Source organism: Crystallibacter degradans, from assembly GCF_012952295.1.
GTDB classification, from domain to species: domain Bacteria; phylum Actinomycetota; class Actinomycetes; order Actinomycetales; family Micrococcaceae; genus Crystallibacter; species Crystallibacter degradans.
The window spans coordinates 78,349-97,440 of record NZ_JABBCH010000007.1 but is presented as its reverse complement, the minus strand read 5'-3'; the positions used below and the strand labels follow the sequence as shown (position 1 = coordinate 97,440).

The 19,092-nt window shown below is 65.2% G+C and carries 26 protein-coding genes and 1 pseudogene; 8 read left to right on the top strand and 19 right to left on the bottom strand.

The features are described 5' to 3' along the window. Positions 1-82 precede the first annotated feature (82 nt). Both HGO92_RS13040 and HGO92_RS13035 read left to right on the top strand, forming a co-directional pair. A complete protein-coding gene (locus tag HGO92_RS13040) occupies positions 83-547 on the top strand; it encodes a transglycosylase SLT domain-containing protein (RefSeq protein WP_169995630.1) in 465 nt (154 codons plus the stop codon). Beyond that, positions 544-1,554, top strand: coding sequence for a cation diffusion facilitator family transporter (locus HGO92_RS13035; RefSeq protein ID WP_169995460.1), 1,011 nt, complete (start codon positions 544-546; stop codon positions 1,552-1,554). Before HGO92_RS13040 ends, HGO92_RS13035 begins: the two co-directional genes overlap by 4 nt. Before the next feature lie 14 nt (positions 1,555-1,568). Here the strand turns inward: HGO92_RS13035 and HGO92_RS13030 are convergent, their stop codons facing one another. The 4 genes from HGO92_RS13030 to HGO92_RS13015 form a co-directional block, all read right to left on the bottom strand. Next, positions 1,569-2,192 carry a GNAT family N-acetyltransferase gene (locus HGO92_RS13030; RefSeq protein ID WP_169995458.1) on the bottom strand — a complete coding sequence of 208 codons (624 nt, stop codon included), beginning with the start codon at positions 2,190-2,192 and terminating at the stop codon, positions 1,569-1,571. 76 nt (positions 2,193-2,268) lie between these two features. Next, positions 2,269-3,315: a DUF2293 domain-containing protein gene (locus HGO92_RS13025; RefSeq protein ID WP_169995628.1), complete on the bottom strand. Its 1,047-nt coding sequence runs from the start codon at positions 3,313-3,315 to the stop codon at positions 2,269-2,271. A 67-nt stretch (positions 3,316-3,382) separates the two neighbouring features. Next, complete coding sequence (locus HGO92_RS13020) at positions 3,383-3,598, bottom strand: nucleotidyltransferase family protein (protein ID WP_346768955.1); 216 nt, start codon at positions 3,596-3,598, stop codon at positions 3,383-3,385. Between the two features lie 160 nt (positions 3,599-3,758). Then, entirely contained in the window at positions 3,759-4,382 is a 624-nt protein-coding gene (locus HGO92_RS13015; RefSeq protein ID WP_346768948.1) for a LysE/ArgO family amino acid transporter, read from the bottom strand. Between the two features lie 192 nt (positions 4,383-4,574). Here HGO92_RS13015 and HGO92_RS13010 point away from each other — a divergent pair, with 192 nt between their 5' ends. The 4 genes and pseudogenes from HGO92_RS13010 (at position 4,575) to HGO92_RS13000 (ending at position 5,860) form a co-directional block, all read left to right on the top strand. Continuing rightward, positions 4,575-4,769, top strand: a complete 195-nt coding sequence (locus tag HGO92_RS13010; protein WP_169995456.1) for a DUF2795 domain-containing protein — start codon at positions 4,575-4,577, stop codon at positions 4,767-4,769. A gap of 71 nt (positions 4,770-4,840) precedes the next feature. After that, a pseudogene (locus HGO92_RS23760) lies at positions 4,841-5,032 on the top strand (LysE family transporter); the annotation flags it as partial. A 70-nt stretch (positions 5,033-5,102) separates the two neighbouring features. Beyond that, complete coding sequence (locus tag HGO92_RS23755) at positions 5,103-5,285, top strand: LysE family transporter (protein ID WP_240974610.1); 183 nt, start codon at positions 5,103-5,105, stop codon at positions 5,283-5,285. Between the two features lie 113 nt (positions 5,286-5,398). Beyond that, positions 5,399-5,860, top strand: a complete 462-nt coding sequence (locus tag HGO92_RS13000) for a DUF3817 domain-containing protein (RefSeq protein ID WP_074700475.1) — start codon at positions 5,399-5,401, stop codon at positions 5,858-5,860. Between the two features lie 13 nt (positions 5,861-5,873). On the opposite strand, the gene HGO92_RS12995 is transcribed toward HGO92_RS13000, so the two are convergent. The 4 genes from HGO92_RS12995 to dnaB form a co-directional block, all read right to left on the bottom strand. Beyond that, positions 5,874-6,749, bottom strand: coding sequence for a 2-hydroxy-3-oxopropionate reductase (locus HGO92_RS12995; RefSeq protein ID WP_169995452.1), 876 nt, complete (start codon positions 6,747-6,749; stop codon positions 5,874-5,876). Between the two features lie 61 nt (positions 6,750-6,810). Next, positions 6,811-7,332 carry a YfcE family phosphodiesterase gene (locus HGO92_RS12990; RefSeq protein ID WP_169995450.1) on the bottom strand — a complete coding sequence of 174 codons (522 nt, stop codon included), beginning with the start codon at positions 7,330-7,332 and terminating at the stop codon, positions 6,811-6,813. Next, a complete protein-coding gene (locus tag HGO92_RS12985) occupies positions 7,332-7,808 on the bottom strand; it encodes a TetR family transcriptional regulator (RefSeq protein ID WP_169995448.1) in 477 nt (158 codons plus the stop codon). The genes HGO92_RS12990 and HGO92_RS12985 overlap by 1 nt, the downstream gene beginning before the upstream one ends. Positions 7,809-7,919: 111 nt before the next feature. Next, entirely contained in the window at positions 7,920-9,290 is a 1,371-nt protein-coding gene (gene dnaB / locus HGO92_RS12980) for a replicative DNA helicase (protein ID WP_139005594.1), read from the bottom strand. Between the two features lie 599 nt (positions 9,291-9,889). Here dnaB and HGO92_RS12975 point away from each other — a divergent pair. Then, entirely contained in the window at positions 9,890-10,633 is a 744-nt protein-coding gene (locus tag HGO92_RS12975) for a hypothetical protein (RefSeq protein WP_169995446.1), read from the top strand. Positions 10,634-10,672: 39 nt separating this feature from the next. Beyond that, complete coding sequence (locus HGO92_RS12970) at positions 10,673-11,110, top strand: DUF1801 domain-containing protein (protein ID WP_169995444.1); 438 nt, start codon at positions 10,673-10,675, stop codon at positions 11,108-11,110. Positions 11,111-11,167: 57 nt separating this feature from the next. On the opposite strand, the gene HGO92_RS12965 is transcribed toward HGO92_RS12970, so the two are convergent. The 11 genes from HGO92_RS12965 to HGO92_RS12915 form a co-directional block, all read right to left on the bottom strand. After that, a complete protein-coding gene (locus HGO92_RS12965; protein WP_169995442.1) occupies positions 11,168-11,476 on the bottom strand; it encodes a hypothetical protein in 309 nt (102 codons plus the stop codon). Between the two features lie 62 nt (positions 11,477-11,538). After that, complete coding sequence (locus HGO92_RS12960) at positions 11,539-12,378, bottom strand: PhzF family phenazine biosynthesis isomerase (RefSeq protein WP_169995440.1); 840 nt, start codon at positions 12,376-12,378, stop codon at positions 11,539-11,541. A 196-nt stretch (positions 12,379-12,574) separates the two neighbouring features. Next, positions 12,575-13,024 carry a 50S ribosomal protein L9 gene (rplI, locus tag HGO92_RS12955; protein WP_169995438.1) on the bottom strand — a complete coding sequence of 150 codons (450 nt, stop codon included), beginning with the start codon at positions 13,022-13,024 and terminating at the stop codon, positions 12,575-12,577. 25 nt (positions 13,025-13,049) lie between these two features. Continuing rightward, complete coding sequence (gene rpsR / locus HGO92_RS12950) at positions 13,050-13,289, bottom strand: 30S ribosomal protein S18 (protein WP_026543915.1); 240 nt, start codon at positions 13,287-13,289, stop codon at positions 13,050-13,052. A gap of 60 nt (positions 13,290-13,349) precedes the next feature. Continuing rightward, positions 13,350-13,907: a single-stranded DNA-binding protein gene (locus HGO92_RS12945; protein WP_169995436.1), complete on the bottom strand. Its 558-nt coding sequence runs from the start codon at positions 13,905-13,907 to the stop codon at positions 13,350-13,352. Between the two features lie 96 nt (positions 13,908-14,003). Then, positions 14,004-14,309, bottom strand: coding sequence for a 30S ribosomal protein S6 (rpsF, locus tag HGO92_RS12940; protein ID WP_074700461.1), 306 nt, complete (start codon positions 14,307-14,309; stop codon positions 14,004-14,006). 182 nt (positions 14,310-14,491) lie between these two features. Next, positions 14,492-14,989, bottom strand: a complete 498-nt coding sequence (locus HGO92_RS12935) for a hypothetical protein (protein ID WP_169995434.1) — start codon at positions 14,987-14,989, stop codon at positions 14,492-14,494. A gap of 99 nt (positions 14,990-15,088) precedes the next feature. Further along, entirely contained in the window at positions 15,089-15,832 is a 744-nt protein-coding gene (locus HGO92_RS12930) for a response regulator (protein WP_169995432.1), read from the bottom strand. Continuing rightward, positions 15,825-17,084, bottom strand: a complete 1,260-nt coding sequence (locus HGO92_RS12925; RefSeq protein ID WP_169995430.1) for a sensor histidine kinase — start codon at positions 17,082-17,084, stop codon at positions 15,825-15,827. The genes HGO92_RS12930 and HGO92_RS12925 overlap by 8 nt, the downstream gene beginning before the upstream one ends. Positions 17,085-17,106: 22 nt before the next feature. Further along, positions 17,107-17,952, bottom strand: coding sequence for an ABC transporter permease (locus tag HGO92_RS12920; RefSeq protein ID WP_169995428.1), 846 nt, complete (start codon positions 17,950-17,952; stop codon positions 17,107-17,109). 4 nt (positions 17,953-17,956) lie between these two features. After that, positions 17,957-18,955, bottom strand: coding sequence for an ABC transporter ATP-binding protein (locus HGO92_RS12915; protein ID WP_169995426.1), 999 nt, complete (start codon positions 18,953-18,955; stop codon positions 17,957-17,959). Positions 18,956-19,092: the final 137 nt, after the last annotated feature.

Sequence of the window (19,092 nt, the reverse complement as noted above, 5' to 3'; positions counted from 1 at the left end):
TTGCTAGAGTCCGAAGCAGTAGCACAAAGCCACGAGCCTGGAGGTGACTGCCTTGCCAACGCCAAGGATCCGATGGGCGGTGATGCTCGCCGTTGCTCCCCTGCTGGCCGGCTGCGGGGTGTCCATGCCAGCCGATCCGAACGGTACCTTGCAGGAAATTACCGGCGGGACGCTCCAGGTAGGAGTCACCGCCGCTGCAGGGGAGGAAGGCGACTGGGTTCAGCTGCAGCCGGGCGCGGAGCCGGCCGGGATCGAGCCGGATCTGGTGCGTGGTTTCGCCGCCAGCCGCGAGGCCACCGTCGAATGGACCGGGGGCACCGAGCACGAGCTCGTGGATGACCTTGAACACGGCGAGTTGGACCTGGTGATCGGTGGTTTCGGCGCGGATACGCCCTGGACCAAGCACGCGGGGATGACACTTCCGTACATGGAGACCAAAGACGAACGCGGCAAAACCGTCAAACACGTGATGCTGACGCCGCTGGGCGAGAATGCTTTCCTGCTCGCCTTGGATAAGTACCTGCAGGCCCAGGAGCTGCAATCATGAGCGCCGGGAACAGCACGCAGGCCGTACACTTCGGCAACACGCAGCTGCCGGAGGAGCAGCGCGAGACTCTGCGCAAGGCCAAGAAACTCGAGTGGATAACTATCGCGTTCCTGGCTGTCACGGTGGCGCTGGTGTACCTGGTGCTCGGCAACTCGCAGGCCATGAAGGCGGCCTGGATCGAGGACATGCTCTCCTTCCTGCCGCCCATCGCATTCCTCGTAGCCGCCCGCGTCATCCGCAAGCCGCCCACGGAGCAGCATCCCTACGGCTACCACCGCGCCATCGGAATAGCCCACTTAGTGGCTGCCGTGGCCCTGCTGGTCATGGGCACCTATCTGCTGGTGGACTCGGCGCTGGGACTGATCACCGCGGAGCACCCGACGATCGGTGGCGTGGAACTGTTCGGCCGGACCATCTGGCTGGGATGGCTCATGATCGGCGTCATGCTCCTGATCGCGGCGCCGCCGGTCTTTATTGGCCACGCCAAGATGAAGCTGGCCGAAAAGCTGCACGACAAGGTGCTCTACGCGGACGCGGACATGAACAAGGCCGACTGGATGACCGCCGTCGCCGCTGCCATAGGCGTGGCGGGGATCGGCATCGGCTGGTGGTGGGCCGACTCCGCGGCCGCGCTGGTCATTTCCGCCAGCATTGCTAACGACGGCGTCAAGAACCTGCGCGGTGCAGTCAGCGACCTCATGGACGCCCGGGCCCGGACCTATGACAATGCCGCACCGCATCCGCTGCTGGAACGGATCGACGACTTCCTGGGCAACACCGGCTGGGTGGGCGAGGCCAAAAGCCGGATCCGCGACGAAGGGCACGTGTTCCACGTGGAGTCCTTTGTTGTCCCCCGCGAGGGCAGCACGCCGACGGCGGAAGACCTGGAGCTGCTGCGCGAGGACTGTGTGGATCTGGACTGGAAGATCCAGGATATGGTGATCGTCCTGGTCCCGGAGCTGCCCGAAGAGTTCCTGCCCGGAGTCGAGACCGGCGGCGAGGACTAGTTTCCGCCGGGGCTTCAGCCGGTGAGCGCTTTGCGCACCAGCGCACGCCGCTGGCCACGGCGCTCCACCAGCTTGAACCCTGCGCCCAGAAACACCTTCAGCGTGCCGTAGTACAGATCCTGCGGCGGCGTCTTTCCGCCTGCGGTATCCACCGGGTACCCCTCGACCGCTCTGGCTCCGCGGCTTGCCGCATGCTCGACGGCGGCGTCCAGCAGCCGGTGGGACAGGCCGATTCCACGCGCATCCCGCTTGATGTAGAAGCAGGCCACCGTCCACAAGCTTGCCTGATCCTCGTCCTCCGCCAGCCGGACGACGGAGGAACGTTCCAGCCTGGTGTGGCACTGCCGCGGTGCCACGGACACCCAACCCAGCGGTTCGCCGTCGACCCTTGCTACGAGCCCGAACGGCTCGCCGGCCTCCACCCGCGAATGCACAAAGTCCCGCCGTTCCACGCTACTGGACGATGCATAGTCGCGCGAGGACAGCCGGAACCAGGAACACCAGCACCCTCCCTGCACGCCGCCGGGGCCGAAGAGTTCCTCGAAAACGGGCCAGGTCGCCGTCGTTATTTCCACCGTTTCGAGCCCGGAAAGGTCCCTCCGGGCCGTGCCGTGCTGCGTCCCGTCCAGCTGCGCCATGCCTCCAGCTTGCCAGCGCCGCGGCAGCTTGCGAAGACCTGCCGGCGGTTTTCTAGGCGCCGATCGCCATCTGGATTCAGCTCCGACGCCAGTGGTCGAGCACCTCGCCGACTTTTTCAGCGACCCGCTCGCGGGCTTCCTCCCGCGGAATGCCCGCCATGAGCAGTGCGTCGTAATCGGTGTCTTGGTGGCGAATGGAGGCTACGGCCGCCAACTCCAGTGCCTTTTGGTCAAGGCGCTGTCCCGCAGCGGTGCGGCCGACCCGACCGCTGCCGCGTGCCGCGGTGTGTGCGGCGATGGCGGCAGCACGCTGAGGGGGACATCCGGGCAGCAGTCGGCTGATCTCCCCGCCCATCCGGTCAGCGAGCTGGCTGTCAGCCTCGCGGCGTCGCTCCTCATCGCGAGCCCGACGGCGGGTGCGCGCCTCCGCGTCCGCCAGGCACGAGGCCTCGGCATCCACCAGCGCCTGCTCCTCGACGAGGACGCCTTGCCGCTCGTAGCGCCGCCGGGACCGGCTGAAGCGCACCACTACCGCCGACAAGCCGCTGGCCTTGCGCGCCCGGCGCGTCAGAGCCGTGTCGCCGGCCGGCAGGTAGGTGAGGTGGTCGAGATCGGCGCACCTCATGCACAGCGGCCCATCGTCTTCCATGAGCAGCAAGCCCCCTTGCCCACCGCACGCCGTGCATGTCCAGTCCTTCAGCGGCGAGACGACGACGAGGTCGGGCGGCTGGCTGGCCTGCTCCTGGACGCGTGCGCGTTTGGCCGCTGACAGGTTCGGGGAGACCCAGTGCGTACGGTAGGCCTGCTCGATTGACGGGCTGCCGCTGGCGGAGAACCGCAGCGTCTTGCGGCCGCGGGTCCGGGCGATGTAGTCGGTTTTACTGGGCTGCAGCCCCTGCTCATGGGCCCAGCGAGGCAGTGCCCGCATCGCCGTCGAGACCTTGCCCAAGCCGGCCTGCACCACCAGTTCGAGATAGGGAATGCGTCCCTGGCGCCAGCGGTCTCGGTGCATTGGTTGTAGCCAGCCCATTCCCACGAGCACGTCGACCGGCGCAACGTAACCGTGGTCCTTCAACGCCTCCTCAGCCGCCCGGGCGACCCGCTGCTCAATGGATTGTGCCATTGCTCTCTCTGGAAGCATCGCTCGATCGCGGCGAGAATATCGCTAAATCGCTCATTCGGATCTCGGCTCACAGCGCTACAGTATCCAGATGGGCAGTTGCAGATACCGCCTTGCGCAACAACGCATCGGTCACCACATCGACCCGCACACCCAGCATGGTGCTCAACTCCTCGCCAATTCCGGCGACTCGCAACAAGGCATTGCCGCCTTGCGGGTCCAAGTCGACAAGCAGGTCGATATCACTGGCCGCAGTTGCATCGCCTCGGGCTACGGAACCGAAAATCCTCGGATTGCGCGCGCCGTAACGGTCAAGAATGGCCTACACCTCGGCGCGATGGCGACCAATCGCCCCCCGCAAGACGTGCGCTTCCACGGTGTACCCGTCCACAACGTCAGTCTACGTCAGCAGGACAATCTGCCCCCAGCTGCCAGCACAGCAGCTCCTAAGCGCCGATCGCCATCCGGATCCCAAGCGCAAACATGACCACGGCGATCGCCCCGTCCAGGATCCGCCAGGAGGACGGCTTGGCGAAGAACCGCCGCAGCAGCCGGGCTCCGAAACCCAGAGCGCTGAACCAAATGAGGCTGCCGAGCATCGCCCCGCCGCCAAACCACCAGCGCGCATCCGGCGCCTGGCTGTTGGCCACCGAGCCCAGCAGCAGCACGGTGTCCAGGTACACGTGCGGGTTCAGCCAGGTCAGGGCCAGCACCGTGGCCACAGCGGCTTTGGTGCTGAGCGGACCCTGCTGCTCGCCCGCGGTGAGCGAGCCCGGCCGAATGGCGCGCTTCGCCGCGATCAGACCGTAACCGATCAGGAACGCGGCACCGGCATAGCGGATGACGTCCACCACCACCGGCGCCGCCTCGATAAGCGCGCCGATGCCCAGGATGCCGGCGGCGATGAGCAAAGCGTCGGACAGCGCGCAGATGACAACGACGACGGCGACATGCTCACCGCGGATGCCCTGCCGCAGCACAAAGGCGTTCTGCGCCCCGATGGCGATAATCAGCGCCAGCCCGGTCCCCAACCCGAGGACCGCCGCCTGGACCAAATCAAGTGCATTCACAAGAGTCGAAGGTACTACGCTTCGGAACTGCATCACGGACCGTCCCCCAGTCGCGCCCCGAACTGCACCGTTCCCAGGCCGGACCCGGGCCTGTTGTTGCTGTTGAATGTCCACCGGGCTATTCCCCTGCACCGACGGGGAACGTACGTTGGATTGGTACCCCGTCCACGTTCCACTTCAGGAGGAAACCGCATGGCAGACAACCCCAGCCCCATCGACATCCAGAAGGCCCTTGGCGGCGTCGACTATCCCGCCTCGGCCGCCGACCTGGTCAAGCACGCGGAGAACTCCGGCGCCGACAACGCCGTCCTCGAGGCACTGCGCGGCCTCCCGGAGAAGGACTACGAGACGCCGGCGGAGGTCAACAAGGCCATCTCCAACAGTTAACGACGACGACGGCGGCCGCCCGCCCCGGGCGCCCGGGTTCCGGATGATCGGGACTCGGGCCGCGGGGGTCCATGTACCTGGTGTCCGGCGCCTCGTGCCTCAATGGTCTTCGGCTATCCAGCCAGAACCGCCGGCATGCCTACGCCACAGCACTGGGCATCAACTCAGGCGCGATGATCTGGGGGATCGCGGCGGCGGTCGGTGCATCCGCGCTGCTGGCCGCCTCGGAGACAGCGTTCACGGCCCTCAAACTGATCGGCGCCGCGTACATGATCTGGCTCGGCGCCTCGCTGTTGTGGAAGTCTTTCCGGCAGCCAATTGTTCCCGCTCCTGATGGGCATATCCTTGGCCGCGGTTCACAACCTGCTGGGCCTACTGTGGTTCACCGGCATCATCTTCGGCACGCACGTCGCGCGGAAATGGCTGCGGACACCGAAGGTGGCGAAGACAACGGACCGTCTCACCGGCACGGTCATGATCGGATTCGGCGCCGCCCTGGCCCTGGAGACCCGGTAGGCCTACTCGGCTCGTCCCCTCGGCGCACGTGCGTCGGTCCTGGACCAAGGTGCGCCGGCACGCGTCCGGGCGGTATTTTGGAAGGGACCCGTTTTCCCCAGTAGAGGACCCTTATGTCTCCGCGCGCCCTGTTCCGCTCTGTCGCCTTCGCCGAGGCGGTGACGTGGACGCTGCTACTGATCGGCTTGTTCCTCAAGTACGTCACCGAAACCACCGAGGTGGGCGTCCGCATCGGCGGCGGCATCCACGGGTTCGTGTTCCTCTGCTACGCAGCCGTCACGTGCTTCATGTGGGTCAATCAGAAGTGGCCAGCCAAGACCGGGCTCCTCGCGCTGGTTTCCGCCGTCATCCCCTATGCCACCATCCCGGTGGAAAAGTCACTGGACAAGAGGGGCATGCTCAACGGCGGCTGGCGTCTGGCCGCCGGCGGCGAGGAACCGCACGGCCTGCTTGAGAAGCTCCAGGCATGGGTGCTACGCAAGCCGATCACGGCCATCGTCGTCGCACTCATCGCCGTGGCCGCCGTCTTCAGTTTCCTGCTGTTCCTCGGTCCGCCCGACACCTGGTTCGCGTAAGGCCCGTCCGCGGCTAGCGGCCGGAGAGTTCTTCGACCAGCTTCAGCAGCGCGGTGTTATCCAGTTTTCCGTCGCCCTGTGCCACCAGCGCCGCCATGAGCTGAGCCGCAGCAGTGCCCAAGGGAATGGTGACTCCCGCATCCCGTGCCGCCGCGGTGAGAATGCCCAGGTCCTTATGGTGCAGATCCGCGCGGAAGCCGGGCTGGAAGTTGCGCTCGACCATGCTGGGTGCGCGCCGCTCCAGCACCGCGCTGCCGGCGAGACCGCCGGAGAGGGCGTTGATGGCGGTGGTCGGATCCACGGAATTGGCCTCCAGGAAAACGATGGCCTCGGCCACGGCCTGGATGTTGACCGCACAGATCAGCTGGTTGGCGGCCTTGACCGTCTGCCCCGCCCCGGCCGGACCGACATGGACGATCGTCTTGCCCATGGCCTCGAACACCGGCCGGGCGGTCTCCACGTCAACTGCTTCCCCGCCCACCATGATGGACAGCGTGGCTTCGATGGCGCCGCGTTCGCCGCCGCTGATCGGCGCGTCCAGCACGCCGAAGCCCCGTGCTCGACCTGCCTCGGCGATCTTGCGCGCCGTGGCCGGCTGGATGGTGCTCATGTCGATGAAGAGGGCGCCCTCGCGGGCGTGGGCAAAAACGCCGTCGTCGCCCAAGGCCATCTCCTCGACGTCGGGCGAATCAGGCAGGCAGGTAATGATGACGTCGCGGTCCCGGACGGCCTCAGCCACAGTGGCGGCACCCGTACCGCCGGCTTCGACGAAGCGCTCCACCTTGGCCTGCGAGCAGTTGTACCCAGCCACATCGAACCCGGCCTTGACCAGGTTCGCCGCCATCGGGCCGCCCATGATGCCCAGACCGATAAAACCTATCTTCGTCATGAAAACCTGCCATCGTCGTTGAAATCGGGAGTGTCACACCTGCCGGTCACTGTAGTGGCCATCATGCGGGTCCCGGTAATCGATTGCGGACGGTGACCAGCTCGACGTCGAGCACTTGGCCCGAGTCCACCACGGCCGTCATGTAGGTGCAGACCGGCTGGCGCCGCCGGTCTGTGGGCGAGCCCGGATTGAGCAGCCGCAGGCCGCCGGGCGACGTGGTGTCCCACGGGATGTGGCTGTGCCCGAAGACCAGCACGTCCGTGTCCGGGAAATTCGCCTCGGCCCGCTTTTCCCGCCCGGTGGCGGCTCCGGTCTCGTGGATCATGGCAAACCGGACGCCCTCGATCGTCACTCTCGCAACTTCCGGCAGCCTCGACCGCAGCTCTTCGCCGTCGTTGTTTCCGTAGACTGCAACCAGCTGCCGGCTGCGCTGTTCAAATTCGTCCAGCAGCTCCGGGACAACCCAATCGCCGGCGTGGAAGACCACGTCCGCCTGCTCGACGGCGTCCCAGACCTGGGCTGGCAGCTGCCGCGCGCGCTTGGGAACATGCGTGTCCGCGACGAGCAGCAGCCGACTGGCCACTAGGCGCCCTGCGCCTTCCGCTCCGGTGCCGTTTCGGCAAGAAGGGTTTCCAACCGGTTGTCCGTCAGGTAGGTCATGCCTTCCAGGATGCCCGTCAGCTTGCGGCGCTCTCCGGCGGTGAAGCGGGTTTCGTCCAGGATGTCGCTGACCCACAGGCCGTCCATGGCGAGGCGGACGATGATGCCGATGATGCCCGCGGGGTCCCGCGGGTCGAGGTCACGGCTGTCCAGCCTGCGGTTCAGGTAGATCAGCGCCTCGGCGAGATTCGGCCTGGCTACGGCGGTGGCGAGCAATGCCGCCTGGTTCCGGTCGGCGTTCGACCGGGCGTCGGCGAAAGCCCGGATGTAGGCACGCTCTTCTGCGCCAGTGGGGACGGGGTCCCGTTCGGCCAGCCGGCCCAGCTGATGGACCAGCTCGGTAATGATTTCTTCGACGTCCTGTTCGATTTCCTCGATGGGCGCCCCGGGCCTGAACATATCTCCTCCAGCTACTTGTCTGCGGGTTCTCCGCTTCCTTCAAGTCTAGCCACGCCTGGCTGCAACCCACCCATCGGTGCGTGCTGGGCTATGTTGGAACGCGGTTCGCGCTTAGCCGTGCTCGACTGCCATGTTCGAGAAGCGTGAATAGTGGCCCTGGAAGCCGACCACAATGGTCTTCGTCGGGCCGTTACGGTGCTTGGCCACGATCACGTCTGCCTCACCCGCGCGAGGTGACTCTTTGTCATAGATGTCCTCACGGTGCAGGAGGATGACCATATCCGCATCCTGCTCGATCGAGCCCGATTCACGAAGGTCGGAAACCATGGGCTTCTTGTCCGTCCGCTGTTCGGAACCACGGTTCAGCTGCGACAGCGCAATCACGGGAACTTCCAGTTCCTTGGCCAGCAGCTTGAGGGCACGCGAGAACTCGGAAACTTCCTGCTGCCGCGATTCCACGCGCTTACCGGACGACATCAGCTGGAGGTAGTCCAGGACCACCAGCTTGAGGTCATGGCGCTGCTTAAGACGGCGGCACTTGGCGCGGATTTCCATCAACGACATGTTGGGGCTGTCGTCGATGAACAACGGAGCATCGTTCATCCGGCCCATGGTGGTGGCGATCTTGCCCCACTGCTCGTCCTTGATGGTTCCCTTGCGTAGGTCCTGCAGGCCGATGGTTGCCTCGGCGGAGAGCAGACGCATGGCGATCTCGTTCCGGCCCATTTCCAAGGAGAAGAAGACCGTGGTCATGTTGTTCTTAATCGCTGCAGATCGGGCAAAATCCAATGCGAACGTCGATTTGCCCACGGCCGGCCTGGCCGCGATGACGATCATCTGTCCGCCGTGCAGGCCCTGGGTCAGTTCGTCGAGTTCGTAGAAGCCGGTGGGAACACCCGTCATGCCTTCGCCGCGGTGGCCGGCAGACTCGATCTCGTCGACCGTACCTTCGATGATGTCCTTCAGCGCGACATAGTCTTCAGCCGTGCGGCGCTCGGCCACGGTGTAGATCTCCGCCTGCGCCTGGTTGACGATGTCGTCGACTTCGCCGTCCTGCGAGTATCCGAGCTGGACGATCTTGGTTCCGGCATCCACCAGTCGGCGCAGCACCGCACGTTCACGCACGATCTCCGCGTAGAAGCCCGCGTTGGCAGCAGTGGGGACGGACTGGATGAGGGTGTGCAGGTATGCGGGTCCGCCGATGCGCGAGATTTCGCCGCGCTTGGTCAGCAGGTCGGAGACGGTGACGGCGTCGGCAGGCTCGCCGCGGCCGTAGAGGTCGATGATGGCCTCATAGATCGCTTCATGCGAGGGTCGGTAGAAGTCGACGCCGCGCAGCACCTCGACGCAGTCAGCGATGGCATCCTTGGACAGCATCATGCCGCCGAGTACCGACTGTTCCGCTACCAGATCCTGAGGCGGGGTACGTGCGAAGTCCGGTTCCCGGCCAGCCTGGGCGGAGTCGGCATGTACTAAAGTCACCGCTGCCTGCTTTCTCTACTAAAACGACAAACCGGGCAATCGCATCCCGCCTCGCCCGTTGAAACGGGTATATCAGCCGCCTCCGACGCTTTTCGCTGCTCCCGGTTGAGGGCACGAAAACTAGAGACCGGATCGCGGTCTGTTGAGGGATACTCCGCAACGTTAGCCCTCTATCCACACAGAACCAAGCGAGTTATCCACCGGTCCTGTGGATTAATTGTGGATTAGGCGGCGTGTCTTGTGCACAGCCTGTGTGCACAGCTGTGGATAACAAAGTTAACTACTGAGTAACAAGGCTCTGACCTGCGGAAACTTTTATTCCTCATTGTGGATTAAAGAAATTTTTGTGGAACATTCATCCACACCCCTCGTATTGACAGATGCCCCACATGGCCCTATACGTCGCTTATCCACGCCGTTATCCACAGCTTTTTCCACGCAGGAGCCCCAGCGATGCACCCACCCTGTGCCACTGACCTGCGTCGTTGCCCGTTCGGGCCGAAAACGGAAAATCCCGCGCTTCAGGTGCCACTTTTAGTTGAGGGCAGTCTCGGGCGGAGGGCTGCTGCCCATCTGGTTGTGCCCGTAGGATTGATCACATGGAGCTTTTCCTGATCCCCCTGCTGATTCTGGTTGTCGTCGTTGCGCTCGGCCTGCTCCTGTTGAAAACGGCCAGACGCAGATCCACCCCCACTGACGACGGCGGCGGAACCGGCCGCCGACCTAACCTGACTGCGGCCCCCGCTACCTCCAAGGAGCATTCCGAAGTGGCCAGCAGCCGGCTGAACCAGCAACAGCACACGGCTGTCTACTCCGCTATCGCGAGGGGTGATGCGCTACGGGCGATCAAGGACTACCGGGCCGCGACCGGAGCCGGCCTGCGCGAAGCCGCTGCCGCCGTCGCAAATATGTCCGCACACCCCCAGCCGTACACTCCCCCTGCCATGCCCAAGCCGGAGGATGGTCCTGCCGCCTCCCAGCCGGACTCCGCTGGCACTCCGGAGAGGAGCACCGCTTCGAAACCGGATACCCCTCCTGAACCGTTCGCCACTCCGGAAGCAAGCACCACTTCCGACGCCTCTGCCGCCCGCGCAAGCGTCACGCCGGCCACGGGCTACCGGTACCGGGCCATCGTCTCCAAGGGCGATGAGATCAGGGAGATCGCGAGTACCCGGCTCAATGACGAGGTCTTTGCCAGGATCAGGACAACAGCGCTCGACGGCGACAAGGAAGCCGCGGTGCAGCTGCTCATGGAACACTCGGACGCGTCCCAGCAGGAAGCATCCGGTTTTGTGGAGCTCATCCACGACGAGCCACCCGCCGGAGCCCCGGAAGCCCCCTGAACCCTTCTCGCGGAAGCCATCCTCTGCCAGACTGCCTCCATGGCTGAAAACAAGACTGCCCCCACCAACGAGTCCGCCCAGGCCTTTATGGACGCTGTGGAGCATCCCGTCCGGCGGGCGGACGGACAGGTACTGCTGGAACTCTTCGAGAAACTGACGAGCCAGCCGCCGGTCATGTGGGGTCCGTCGATCATCGGCTTCGGCAGTTACCACTACAAATACGCCAGCCGGCGCGAAGGCGATGCTGCCGCCGTCGGTTTCTCTCCTCGCAAGGGCAACCTCGCGCTTTATGGACTGACCTACGCGCCCGAGTCAGCGCCGCTGCTGGAGAGACTGGGCAAGCACAAGACCGGGGCAGCCTGCCTCTATGTCAACAAACTGGCTGACGTGGACCTCGCGGTCCTCCGAGAGCTGATCACGCTCGGCTACGAACACATGACGACGGCGGCACACGAGTCGCTACAGAGCCAGTCCTAGCCGGGTCGCAGGGCACAGGGCTCAGGGGCGGCGCGAGGGGTAAGGGCGGCGCAGGGGCTAACCGGCCAGCAGCCAGACCCACAGCCACACCGGCGGCACGGCGCAGACAATCCCGAGGATCAGGCCGGTTATGGCCAGCCGGCGGGCATGGGTACGCCGCGCCAATGCGGAAATCGCCAGGGCCACACTGCCCAGGGCGAACATGAGCACAGGCAACGCCACGAGCGGAGCCAGGATCAGCCCGGCACCGCCGGTCGTCGCGGCGTAGATCAGGACCAGAGCGAGAAGGAGCGCGGCGAGCCCCGACGAGACAAGCGCCCAGAGCGCGGTACGGGAACGATTCCGGAAAGTTTGCGCAGTAGCCACCCGTCTATTGTCCGGTGCCGGACCGCAGCAGTGCCAATCCGGCTCGGCGCCGCGGGTCTTGTCTACGGCTCCACCGTGCCGCGGATGACGGTCTGCACGTCGCCACCGACCCACACGTCGCCGTCTTCGGCCCGGATGTACAGCCGCGCATCCCGGCCCAGTCTCGACCCCTGCCGGACGATGTATCTCGCCGGAGCCGCACCCTCGCCGATCAGCCATTGCCCCAAGGCAGCATTCAGGCTCCCCGTTGCCGGGTCTTCGGCAGGAACCGCCTCGAAGCCCATCAGGCCGCGGACCTCGAAATCGACTTCGCTGCCCTCCGGATAAGCACCAATAAGCCCGACGCCGAAGGGAGCAAGAGCGGCGTAGTCCGGCTCCACCTCAAGCACTGTCCGGGCATCAGTGAGCTGGAGCGCCTGCCAGCGCGGGCCGTTGTCCGCCCACTGATGGCGGACGACGGCGGAGCGCTCCAGCCCCAGCGCGGCGCAAATCCGCTCAACATTTTCCTCGGGCAGTTCACCTGTGCGCACCCGGGGCGGGGCGGCGAAAGCCAGCCGGCCGCCGTCGTTCTTGAGGTTGATCAGCCCGGCTTCGCATTCCTGGACCAAGCCGGAGTTGCTCTGCGGACTGCCGCCGTCCTGCAGCCAGACGGCGGCGCTGCCCAGGGTCGGATGCCCGGCGAAGGGCAGCTCTTCGCTCGGCGTGAAGATCCGCACCCGGTAGTCGGCCCCGGGCTGCGTCGGCGGCAGCAGGAAGGTGGTCTCGGAGAGGTTGGTCCAGTTCGCGAAGCGCTGCATCTGCTCCGCGGAGAGGCCCTCTGCGCCGCCGACCACCGCCAGCGCATTGCCGGTTCCGGGACCGGTGGTGAAGACATCAACCTGGGCAAACGCGTGGGTACTCACGTCCGTAGCCTACTCCGTACGGCGGACCGTCGGCCCTGCGCGCAGATCGGTGTCCGGTCCGCTCAGCGTTCCGGGTGGAGAGTCTTGCTCCACAGGCAGCGCCCGGACATGGCAAAGGACCCCCACCCGTGAGGGCAGAGGTCCTTCAGCAAAATGTCCGGTATCACCGCACGCGGATCAACCAATCATCGGGCTATTAGCCTGCAACGACCTGGAGGTCGATGACAGCGGCTACGTCCTCGTGCAGACGGACGTTGGCCTGGTACTTGCCAACCGACTTGATGTGCTCAGGCAGTTCAACCTTGCGCTTGTCGATGGCGCCCAGACCTGCAGCCTCAACAGCTGCTGCAACGTCGGCGGGCTTGACGGTACCGAACAGGCGTCCGGACTCGCCGGCCTTGACGGTCAGCTTGACCGGCTTGGCGGACAGAGACTGGGCCTGGGCCTGAGCATCTTCCAGGGAAGCGTGCTCGCGGGCTGCGCGCGCAGCCTTGATGGACTCAACCTGCTTCTCGCCGCCCTTGGACCAGGCCAGAGCGAAGCCGCGGGGCAGAAGGTAGTTACGGGCGTAACCGTTCTTTACCTCGACGACGTCACCTGCGGCACCGAGACCGGTTACTTCGTGGGTCAAAATGAGCTTTGCCATGTTTGTACTCTCCTCTTCGCTTCGCTTAGCCGCGGCCAGCGCCGGAGTAAGGCAGCAGAGCAACTTCGCGGGCGTTCTTGATTGCCAGTGCGATCTTGCGCTGCTCCTGCACGGTTACACCAGTAACGCGGCGGGCGCGGATCTTTCCGCGGTCGGAGATGAACTTGCGCAGCAATGCTACGTCCTTGTAGTCGATGACGGTGACGTCAGCGGCCTTCAAGGGGTTGGACTTTGGTTTGGGCTTACGGAGTTCAGCCTTAGCCATCGTGGAGCTCCTTTATCTAGTGGAGCCCGCAGAACGTTTCTGCGGGATGGGGTGTTTTATTTAGAAGGGCGGTTCGTTGGAGTCAGGACCGTTGCCCCAGCTGCCGGCGTTGCCGCCGCCTGCCGGTGCGCCCCAGGGATCTTCCTGGGGTGCAGACTGCGGAGCGGATTGCGGTGCTCCCCAGCCCTGGTTCTGGTTTCCGCCGAAGCCACCGCTGTTGCCGCCGCCGAAGCCGCCCTGGCCACCGCCGGAGCGCTGGGTGCGGGTGACCTTTGCGGATGCATAACGCAGCGAGGGGCCGATTTCGTCGACCTCAAGCTCCATCACGGTGCGCTTTTCGCCTTCTTTGGTCTCATAGGAACGCGACTTCAGTCGCCCCTGAACGAGCACGCGGGTGCCCTTGGTCAGGGTCTCGGCGACGTTCTCTGCAGCCTCACGCCATACCGACGCGCGGAGGAACAGGGTTTCCCCGTCCTTCCATTCGTTGGACTGGCGGTCAAAGGTCCGCGGCGTGGAAGCAACGGTGAAGTTTGCTACTGCCGAGCCTGACGGAGTGAACCGGAGTTCCGGATCGTTGGTGAGGTTACCAACGACGGTGATTACGGTTTCGCCTGCCATACTGCCTCCTGATGTCCTGATCCGCGGATTGTTAATGTCCGCGGTTCTGCGTTCTGAAGAGTGGAGCCGGTGGGGCTCCGAAGATCAAAGCTGGAATTACTCAGCGGAGATCTTCTGCTCCTCCGGGCGGATGATCTTGGTGCGCAGGATGGTCTCGTTCAGACCAAGCTGACGGTCAAGCTCAGCTGCGGTTGCGGGGGTAGCGGTGAAGTTAACCACTGCATAGATGCCTTCGGACTTCTTCTTGATGTCGTAGGCAAGACGGCGGCGTCCCCAGATATCGACCTTGTCGACGGTGCCACCGTCGGTGCGGATGACGTTGAGGAACTTGTCGAGCTGAGGCTCTACGGTACGCTCTTCGACCTCGGGGTCGATGATTACCATCAGTTCATAAGCACGCATTGTGAACCCACCTCCTTTGGGCTAGACGGTCACGGTATTTCCGTAACAGGAGGTTCTATTGCGTTGTCCGGCCGCAGAACCACCGCAGACTCTTTCGGGTGTTTTGGTTATTCTCACAGAAAAAAGCCGGTGGCAGCGCCAGCACAGACTCATCAAGCTTACCGGACAGGTGGTCCCGGGAGTTAATCCGCGGATTGGCGCGGTTCCTGGCCCGCCTCCGGCACGCGCGTCTTGTCCTCCACAGCCGGGCGGTCAGCAGCCGATCCGCGGCCGGGCAAGCCGGAAACGTCGACCACTTCGCAGCGCTGGACCCACCACTTCTCACAGCCAACCGTGACGACGGCGGTGCCGGCGTCGCCATAGCCCGTATCGAAGTCCGTGGTGACCTCTACGACGGACAACTGGTCCAGCTTCTCGATCCGGGCGGCCTGCGTGATCTCGTAACTGCTCAGCAACTGGCTGTCCAGATAGGCGGTGGCACTGATTTTGGACTGTTCGGTGGCCGAGTTCAGGTAGGCAAGGTGGTTCATCACCACCACGGCGAGCACCGCGACGACGGCGAGGGCCACGAAAGTGAAACCCAGGGCGGCCGCGAGGTTCCGTCCGACCGAGCGGGTCTTGCCCGCGGCGGATTCACCGTCTTCCTCGTGGACCCGCTCATCCAGCTCTTCCAGATTCATGTCCCCCAACACCTCTTTTAGTAGAAGGCCACCTTATCCCGGGACCGGCGCGAAACGGATGGGAAAAGGTTGGGGAAGCAGCGCAAGGCCCGCGCAGGATCAGTAATCCAGCCCCTGGCTCGGGACCACCAGGCCTGTCTCGTACGCGTAGACCACGGCCTGTACCCGGTCACGCAGGTGCAGCTTGCTCAGGATCCGGCGGACATGAGTCTTCACGGTGGCCTCGGAGAGGAAGAACTTGTGCGCGATCTCCGCGTTGGACAGCCCCTCGGCAATCGCGGACAGCACTTCGAGCTCCCGCGGCGTGAGGTCATCGAGCAGCGGATCACGCTGCGGCGCCACGGCGGGGCCGGCATCCGGCGGCAGGGCCCGGACGTACGTTTCCAGCAGCCGCTGCGTAACCCGGGGCGCCACCACGGCGTCCCCGCTGGCCACCAGCCGCACGGCGTGGACCAGCTCGTCCGGCGCCACGTCCTTGAGCAGGAAGGCACTGGCCCCGGCCCGCAGCCCGGCGAAGGCATATTCGTCCAGGTCGAACGTGGTCAGGATGATGATCCGCGCACACAGTCCGGCCGCGGTGATCTGCCGGGTTGCCTCGATCCCGTCCAGCACGGGCATGCGCACGTCCATCAGCACCACGTCCGGCTCCAGCGTCCGGACCAGCTCCAGCGCTTCCGCGCCGTTGGACGCCTCGCCGGCAATCTCGACGTCGTCCTCGCCTTCGAGGATCAGGCGGAATCCCATGCGCAGCAGAGGCTGGTCATCGACCAGCAACACCCGGATGGGACCGTTCGGTGCCGCCGGCTCCGTTGCTTCAGTTGGTTCCGCGCATTCCTCAGCCATGTGCAGGCTCCTCCCCCGGCCAGTCCAACGTTGCTTCAACCATCCAACCACCATTGGGACGCGGACCGCAGTCAACCGTGCCGTGGTAAATCGCCGCGCGTTCGCGCATGCCGGTGATGCCCTGCCCCGCCCCCAGGGACTTCACCGATGCCGGGGCGTGCCCGTCGTCCGTCACGCGGATATTCACCACCGAGCCGGCACGGGTGATGTCCACCTTGACCTCGCTCAGGCCGCGGGCATAGCGCAGCACGTTGGTCAGCGATTCCTGCACAATCCGGTACACGGTCAGCTTGAAGTTCCGGTCTTCGGGCAGCACTGGCCCGCTGGTGACCACCCGCAGCGGCAGCCCGGCGGCGCGGAAGCCTTCGATCAGGTCCATCAGCTCGCTCCCGGCCGGCTCCAGCGGCGCGGCCGGCTGGGCATCGTCGCGCAGGACGCCCAGCACCCGGCGCATGTCGGCGAGCGCGGTGCGGCCTGTGACAGAGAGCTGGTCGAGCACGTCCGCCGCCCGCCCCGGATCCTTCTTAACAACGACGGCGGCGCCGTCCGAGAGCGCGATCATCACCGACAAGGAATGGGCCACCACATCGTGCATTTCGCGCGCGATCCGCGTTCGTTCATTGGCCGAAGCCAGCAGGGCATTGTCGGCGGCCCAGCGGCGCAGCTCCTCTTCGTGCTGCCGGTCGCGCCGGACGGTGATCCCGATGCCGGCGGCAATGACGTTGAACAACAGAATGACGACGCCGGAGATCAGCCCGATGTAGGGCGGCAGCTCTCCGGAGGCGATGCTTTCGGCGATTTCCGCCGGCATCCTGAAGGCCATGGCAACCAGCAGCGGGGCCCCGGCGAGAACCGCCGCCACCAGCGCATGCAATGCCCGCACGGTGGTGGCAACGGTGTAAATGGCCAGCCACATGCCGATGGAGCTGCTGCCGGTACTGGTGAACAGCACAGTCAGCACGTCCCCGACGACTATGGCCGCCAGGACCAGCCAGGGGAAATGCCGGCGGAAGACCAGCGCGGTAGAGGCTCCCACGAGCAGGACCAGCGGCAGCCATTCGCCGATGCCGATGCTGTAGATCGCGTTGCCCAGGCCGAACAAGAAGTTGGCGGTAACCAGCAGCCAGTCCATCGCCACCGGGTGGGCATGGAAATAGCGGCGGAAGGGCCCCCGCCGCTTGGAAGATATCTCAGCGAAGGAGACGGCGGCCGTTCGCTCCGCCGCCTCCCTCGCTGAAGTCTGTGTGCTCATGCTGGTGAGCTTATCCCCGGGCCTAGACGTCCCGGGTCTTGGTGGTCACCGCCGCGGCGGCAAGCAGCACTGCGGTCCAGGCTGCCATCACCAGACCGCCCTGCAGCTGGGTCAGGTCGCCGTCGGCAATCTGCAGCGCCAGCATTTGGCGGCCCGCATTGGAGGGCAGGTACGGAACCACGCCGTCCTGGATCCAGTCGAACTGGAGGATGCTCGCCACAATCGGCAGCACCAGCAGCAGGGCCACCAGCGTGACAATCCCGCCGGCGCTGTTGCGCAACAGCGACCCCACGGCCAGGCCCATCAGGGCGACCAGCGCCAGATAGACACCGGAGAGCAGCAGCGACTGCACGAAGTTCTCCACGTCCAGCCCGTAGTCCAGCCCGTAGCTGGCCAGGATGGGCTGACTGAGGAAGTACGTGGCGAAGCTGGAAACAATACCGACGACGGCGGCTACCGCGGCAACGACGACGGCCTTGGCTGCCAGCGGGGACAAACGCCCCGGCACGGCGGTCATGGTGGAACGGATCATGCCGGTGGAGTACTCGGAGGCGATCAACAGCACGCCCAGGGCGCCGATGATCAGCTGGCCGAAATCGATGCCGCCGGTGGCCATCATGTGCAGCATGGACTCGTCCATGCCCATGGCCGCGGGGTCCTGCCCGCTCTCGCGGATGGACTCCATGCCGGAGCCCATGCCCCAGGCACCGAGCAGGCCGATGCCGATCATGACGACCATCGTGGTGGCCAGCAGGATCCAGGTGGAGCGCAGGGTGGTGAACTTGATCCACTCGGAGTGCAGGGACCGGGCGAAGTTCACGCCGCTACCGGCGGTGTGGGCCGGCTTGTTCATGGTTGCAGTGCTCATGGCCTTACTTTCCTTCCCTGCCGGTGGTGCCCGCGGGGGCCAGTTCGGCCGGCAGCGCCGGCTGTCCTGACTGTTCTTGAAGCGCTGGCTGGGTGTCGATGTTCTGCGAGTGGTATTCCACTTCGTCCTTGGTCAGGTCCATGTAGACCTCTTCCAGCGAAGCCTGCAGCGGGGTCAGTTCGTAAACCAGGACCTGCTGTTCCAAGGCGGCCCGGGCGATGTCGCGGGGGTCCACGCCGGTGATCTCCAGCAGCGCCAAGTCGCGGGTGTCCACACTGACGCCGGGAGCTGCGAGCGCGCGGATCAGGACCTCCGGGTTGTCCGTACGGACGCGCGAGCGCACCTGGTTCTGGCCGTTCAGGAAGTCCTGCATGCTCGCGTCGGCAATGATCTTGCCGCGGCCGATCACTAGCAGGTGGTCCGCGGTCTGCGCCATTTCGCTCATCAAGTGCGAGGAGAGGAACACGGTGCGGCCTTCGGCGGCGAGCGAGCGGACCAGGTTGCGGACCCAGAGCACGCCTTCGGGATCGAGTCCGTTGACGGGCTCGTCCAGGATGATGGTCTGCGGATCGCCCAGCAGCGCGGCCGCGATGCCGAGCCGCTGGCCCATGCCGAGCGAGAAGCCACCTACCCGCTTCTTCGCGACGGCACCCAGGCCGGTCAGATCGATGACTTCCTGCACGCGCTTCGTCGGGATCCCGTGCGTGGCGGCCATCGCGCGCAGGTGGTTGTAGGCACTGCGGGAGCTGTGGACCGCCTTGGCGTCCAGCAGCGCGCCGACTTCGCGCAGCGGAGCCTTGTGTGCGGCATAGTGCCTGCCGTTCACCTTGACGTCGCCGCTGGTGGGCCGGTCCAGCCCCATGATCATGCGCATGGTGGTGGACTTGCCCGCGCCGTTCGGGCCCAGGAAGCCGGTGACTTTGCCCGGCTGCACAGTGAAGGAGATGCCCTGCACGGCGGGTTTCTTGCCGTACACCTTGACCAGGCCGTGTGCCTCGATCATGTCTGCCGTCCTTAAAGTTTGGGGTTGCGGGCGGAAAAGATTCCCGCACCAACTACGCTACGGGCCGGCGGCCGCGGCGTAACCGCACTGCAGGATGATCTTGCCCGCCGCCGGCGTAGTCCTTGAGGACTACAGGG

Coding starts and splice junctions, on each gene's coding strand:
- HGO92_RS13000 (WP_074700475.1), top strand. CDS start 5,399: ATGTCTCCGCGCGCCCTGTTCCGCTCTGTCGCCTTCGCCGAGGCGGTG.
- HGO92_RS23755 (WP_240974610.1), top strand. CDS start 5,103: ATGGGCATATCCTTGGCCGCGGTTCACAACCTGCTGGGCCTACTGTGG.
- HGO92_RS13040 (WP_169995630.1), top strand. CDS start 83: ATGCTCGCCGTTGCTCCCCTGCTGGCCGGCTGCGGGGTGTCCATGCCA.
- HGO92_RS12915 (WP_169995426.1), bottom strand. CDS start 18,955: ATGATCGAGGCACACGGCCTGGTCAAGGTGTACGGCAAGAAACCCGCC.
- HGO92_RS13035 (WP_169995460.1), top strand. CDS start 544: ATGAGCGCCGGGAACAGCACGCAGGCCGTACACTTCGGCAACACGCAG.
- HGO92_RS12920 (WP_169995428.1), bottom strand. CDS start 17,952: ATGAGCACTGCAACCATGAACAAGCCGGCCCACACCGCCGGTAGCGGC.
- HGO92_RS13025 (WP_169995628.1), bottom strand. CDS start 3,315: ATGGCACAATCCATTGAGCAGCGGGTCGCCCGGGCGGCTGAGGAGGCG.
- rpsF (WP_074700461.1), bottom strand. CDS start 14,309: ATGCGTGCTTATGAACTGATGGTAATCATCGACCCCGAGGTCGAAGAG.
- HGO92_RS12930 (WP_169995432.1), bottom strand. CDS start 15,832: ATGGCTGAGGAATGCGCGGAACCAACTGAAGCAACGGAGCCGGCGGCA.
- HGO92_RS12925 (WP_169995430.1), bottom strand. CDS start 17,084: ATGAGCACACAGACTTCAGCGAGGGAGGCGGCGGAGCGAACGGCCGCC.
- HGO92_RS12995 (WP_169995452.1), bottom strand. CDS start 6,749: ATGACGAAGATAGGTTTTATCGGTCTGGGCATCATGGGCGGCCCGATG.
- HGO92_RS13010 (WP_169995456.1), top strand. CDS start 4,575: ATGGCAGACAACCCCAGCCCCATCGACATCCAGAAGGCCCTTGGCGGC.
- HGO92_RS12975 (WP_169995446.1), top strand. CDS start 9,890: ATGGAGCTTTTCCTGATCCCCCTGCTGATTCTGGTTGTCGTCGTTGCG.
- rplI (WP_169995438.1), bottom strand. CDS start 13,024: ATGGCAAAGCTCATTTTGACCCACGAAGTAACCGGTCTCGGTGCCGCA.
- HGO92_RS12935 (WP_169995434.1), bottom strand. CDS start 14,989: ATGAATCTGGAAGAGCTGGATGAGCGGGTCCACGAGGAAGACGGTGAA.
- HGO92_RS12945 (WP_169995436.1), bottom strand. CDS start 13,907: ATGGCAGGCGAAACCGTAATCACCGTCGTTGGTAACCTCACCAACGAT.
- HGO92_RS12985 (WP_169995448.1), bottom strand. CDS start 7,808: ATGTTCAGGCCCGGGGCGCCCATCGAGGAAATCGAACAGGACGTCGAA.
- HGO92_RS12970 (WP_169995444.1), top strand. CDS start 10,673: ATGGCTGAAAACAAGACTGCCCCCACCAACGAGTCCGCCCAGGCCTTT.
- HGO92_RS13030 (WP_169995458.1), bottom strand. CDS start 2,192: ATGGCGCAGCTGGACGGGACGCAGCACGGCACGGCCCGGAGGGACCTT.
- rpsR (WP_026543915.1), bottom strand. CDS start 13,289: ATGGCTAAGGCTGAACTCCGTAAGCCCAAACCAAAGTCCAACCCCTTG.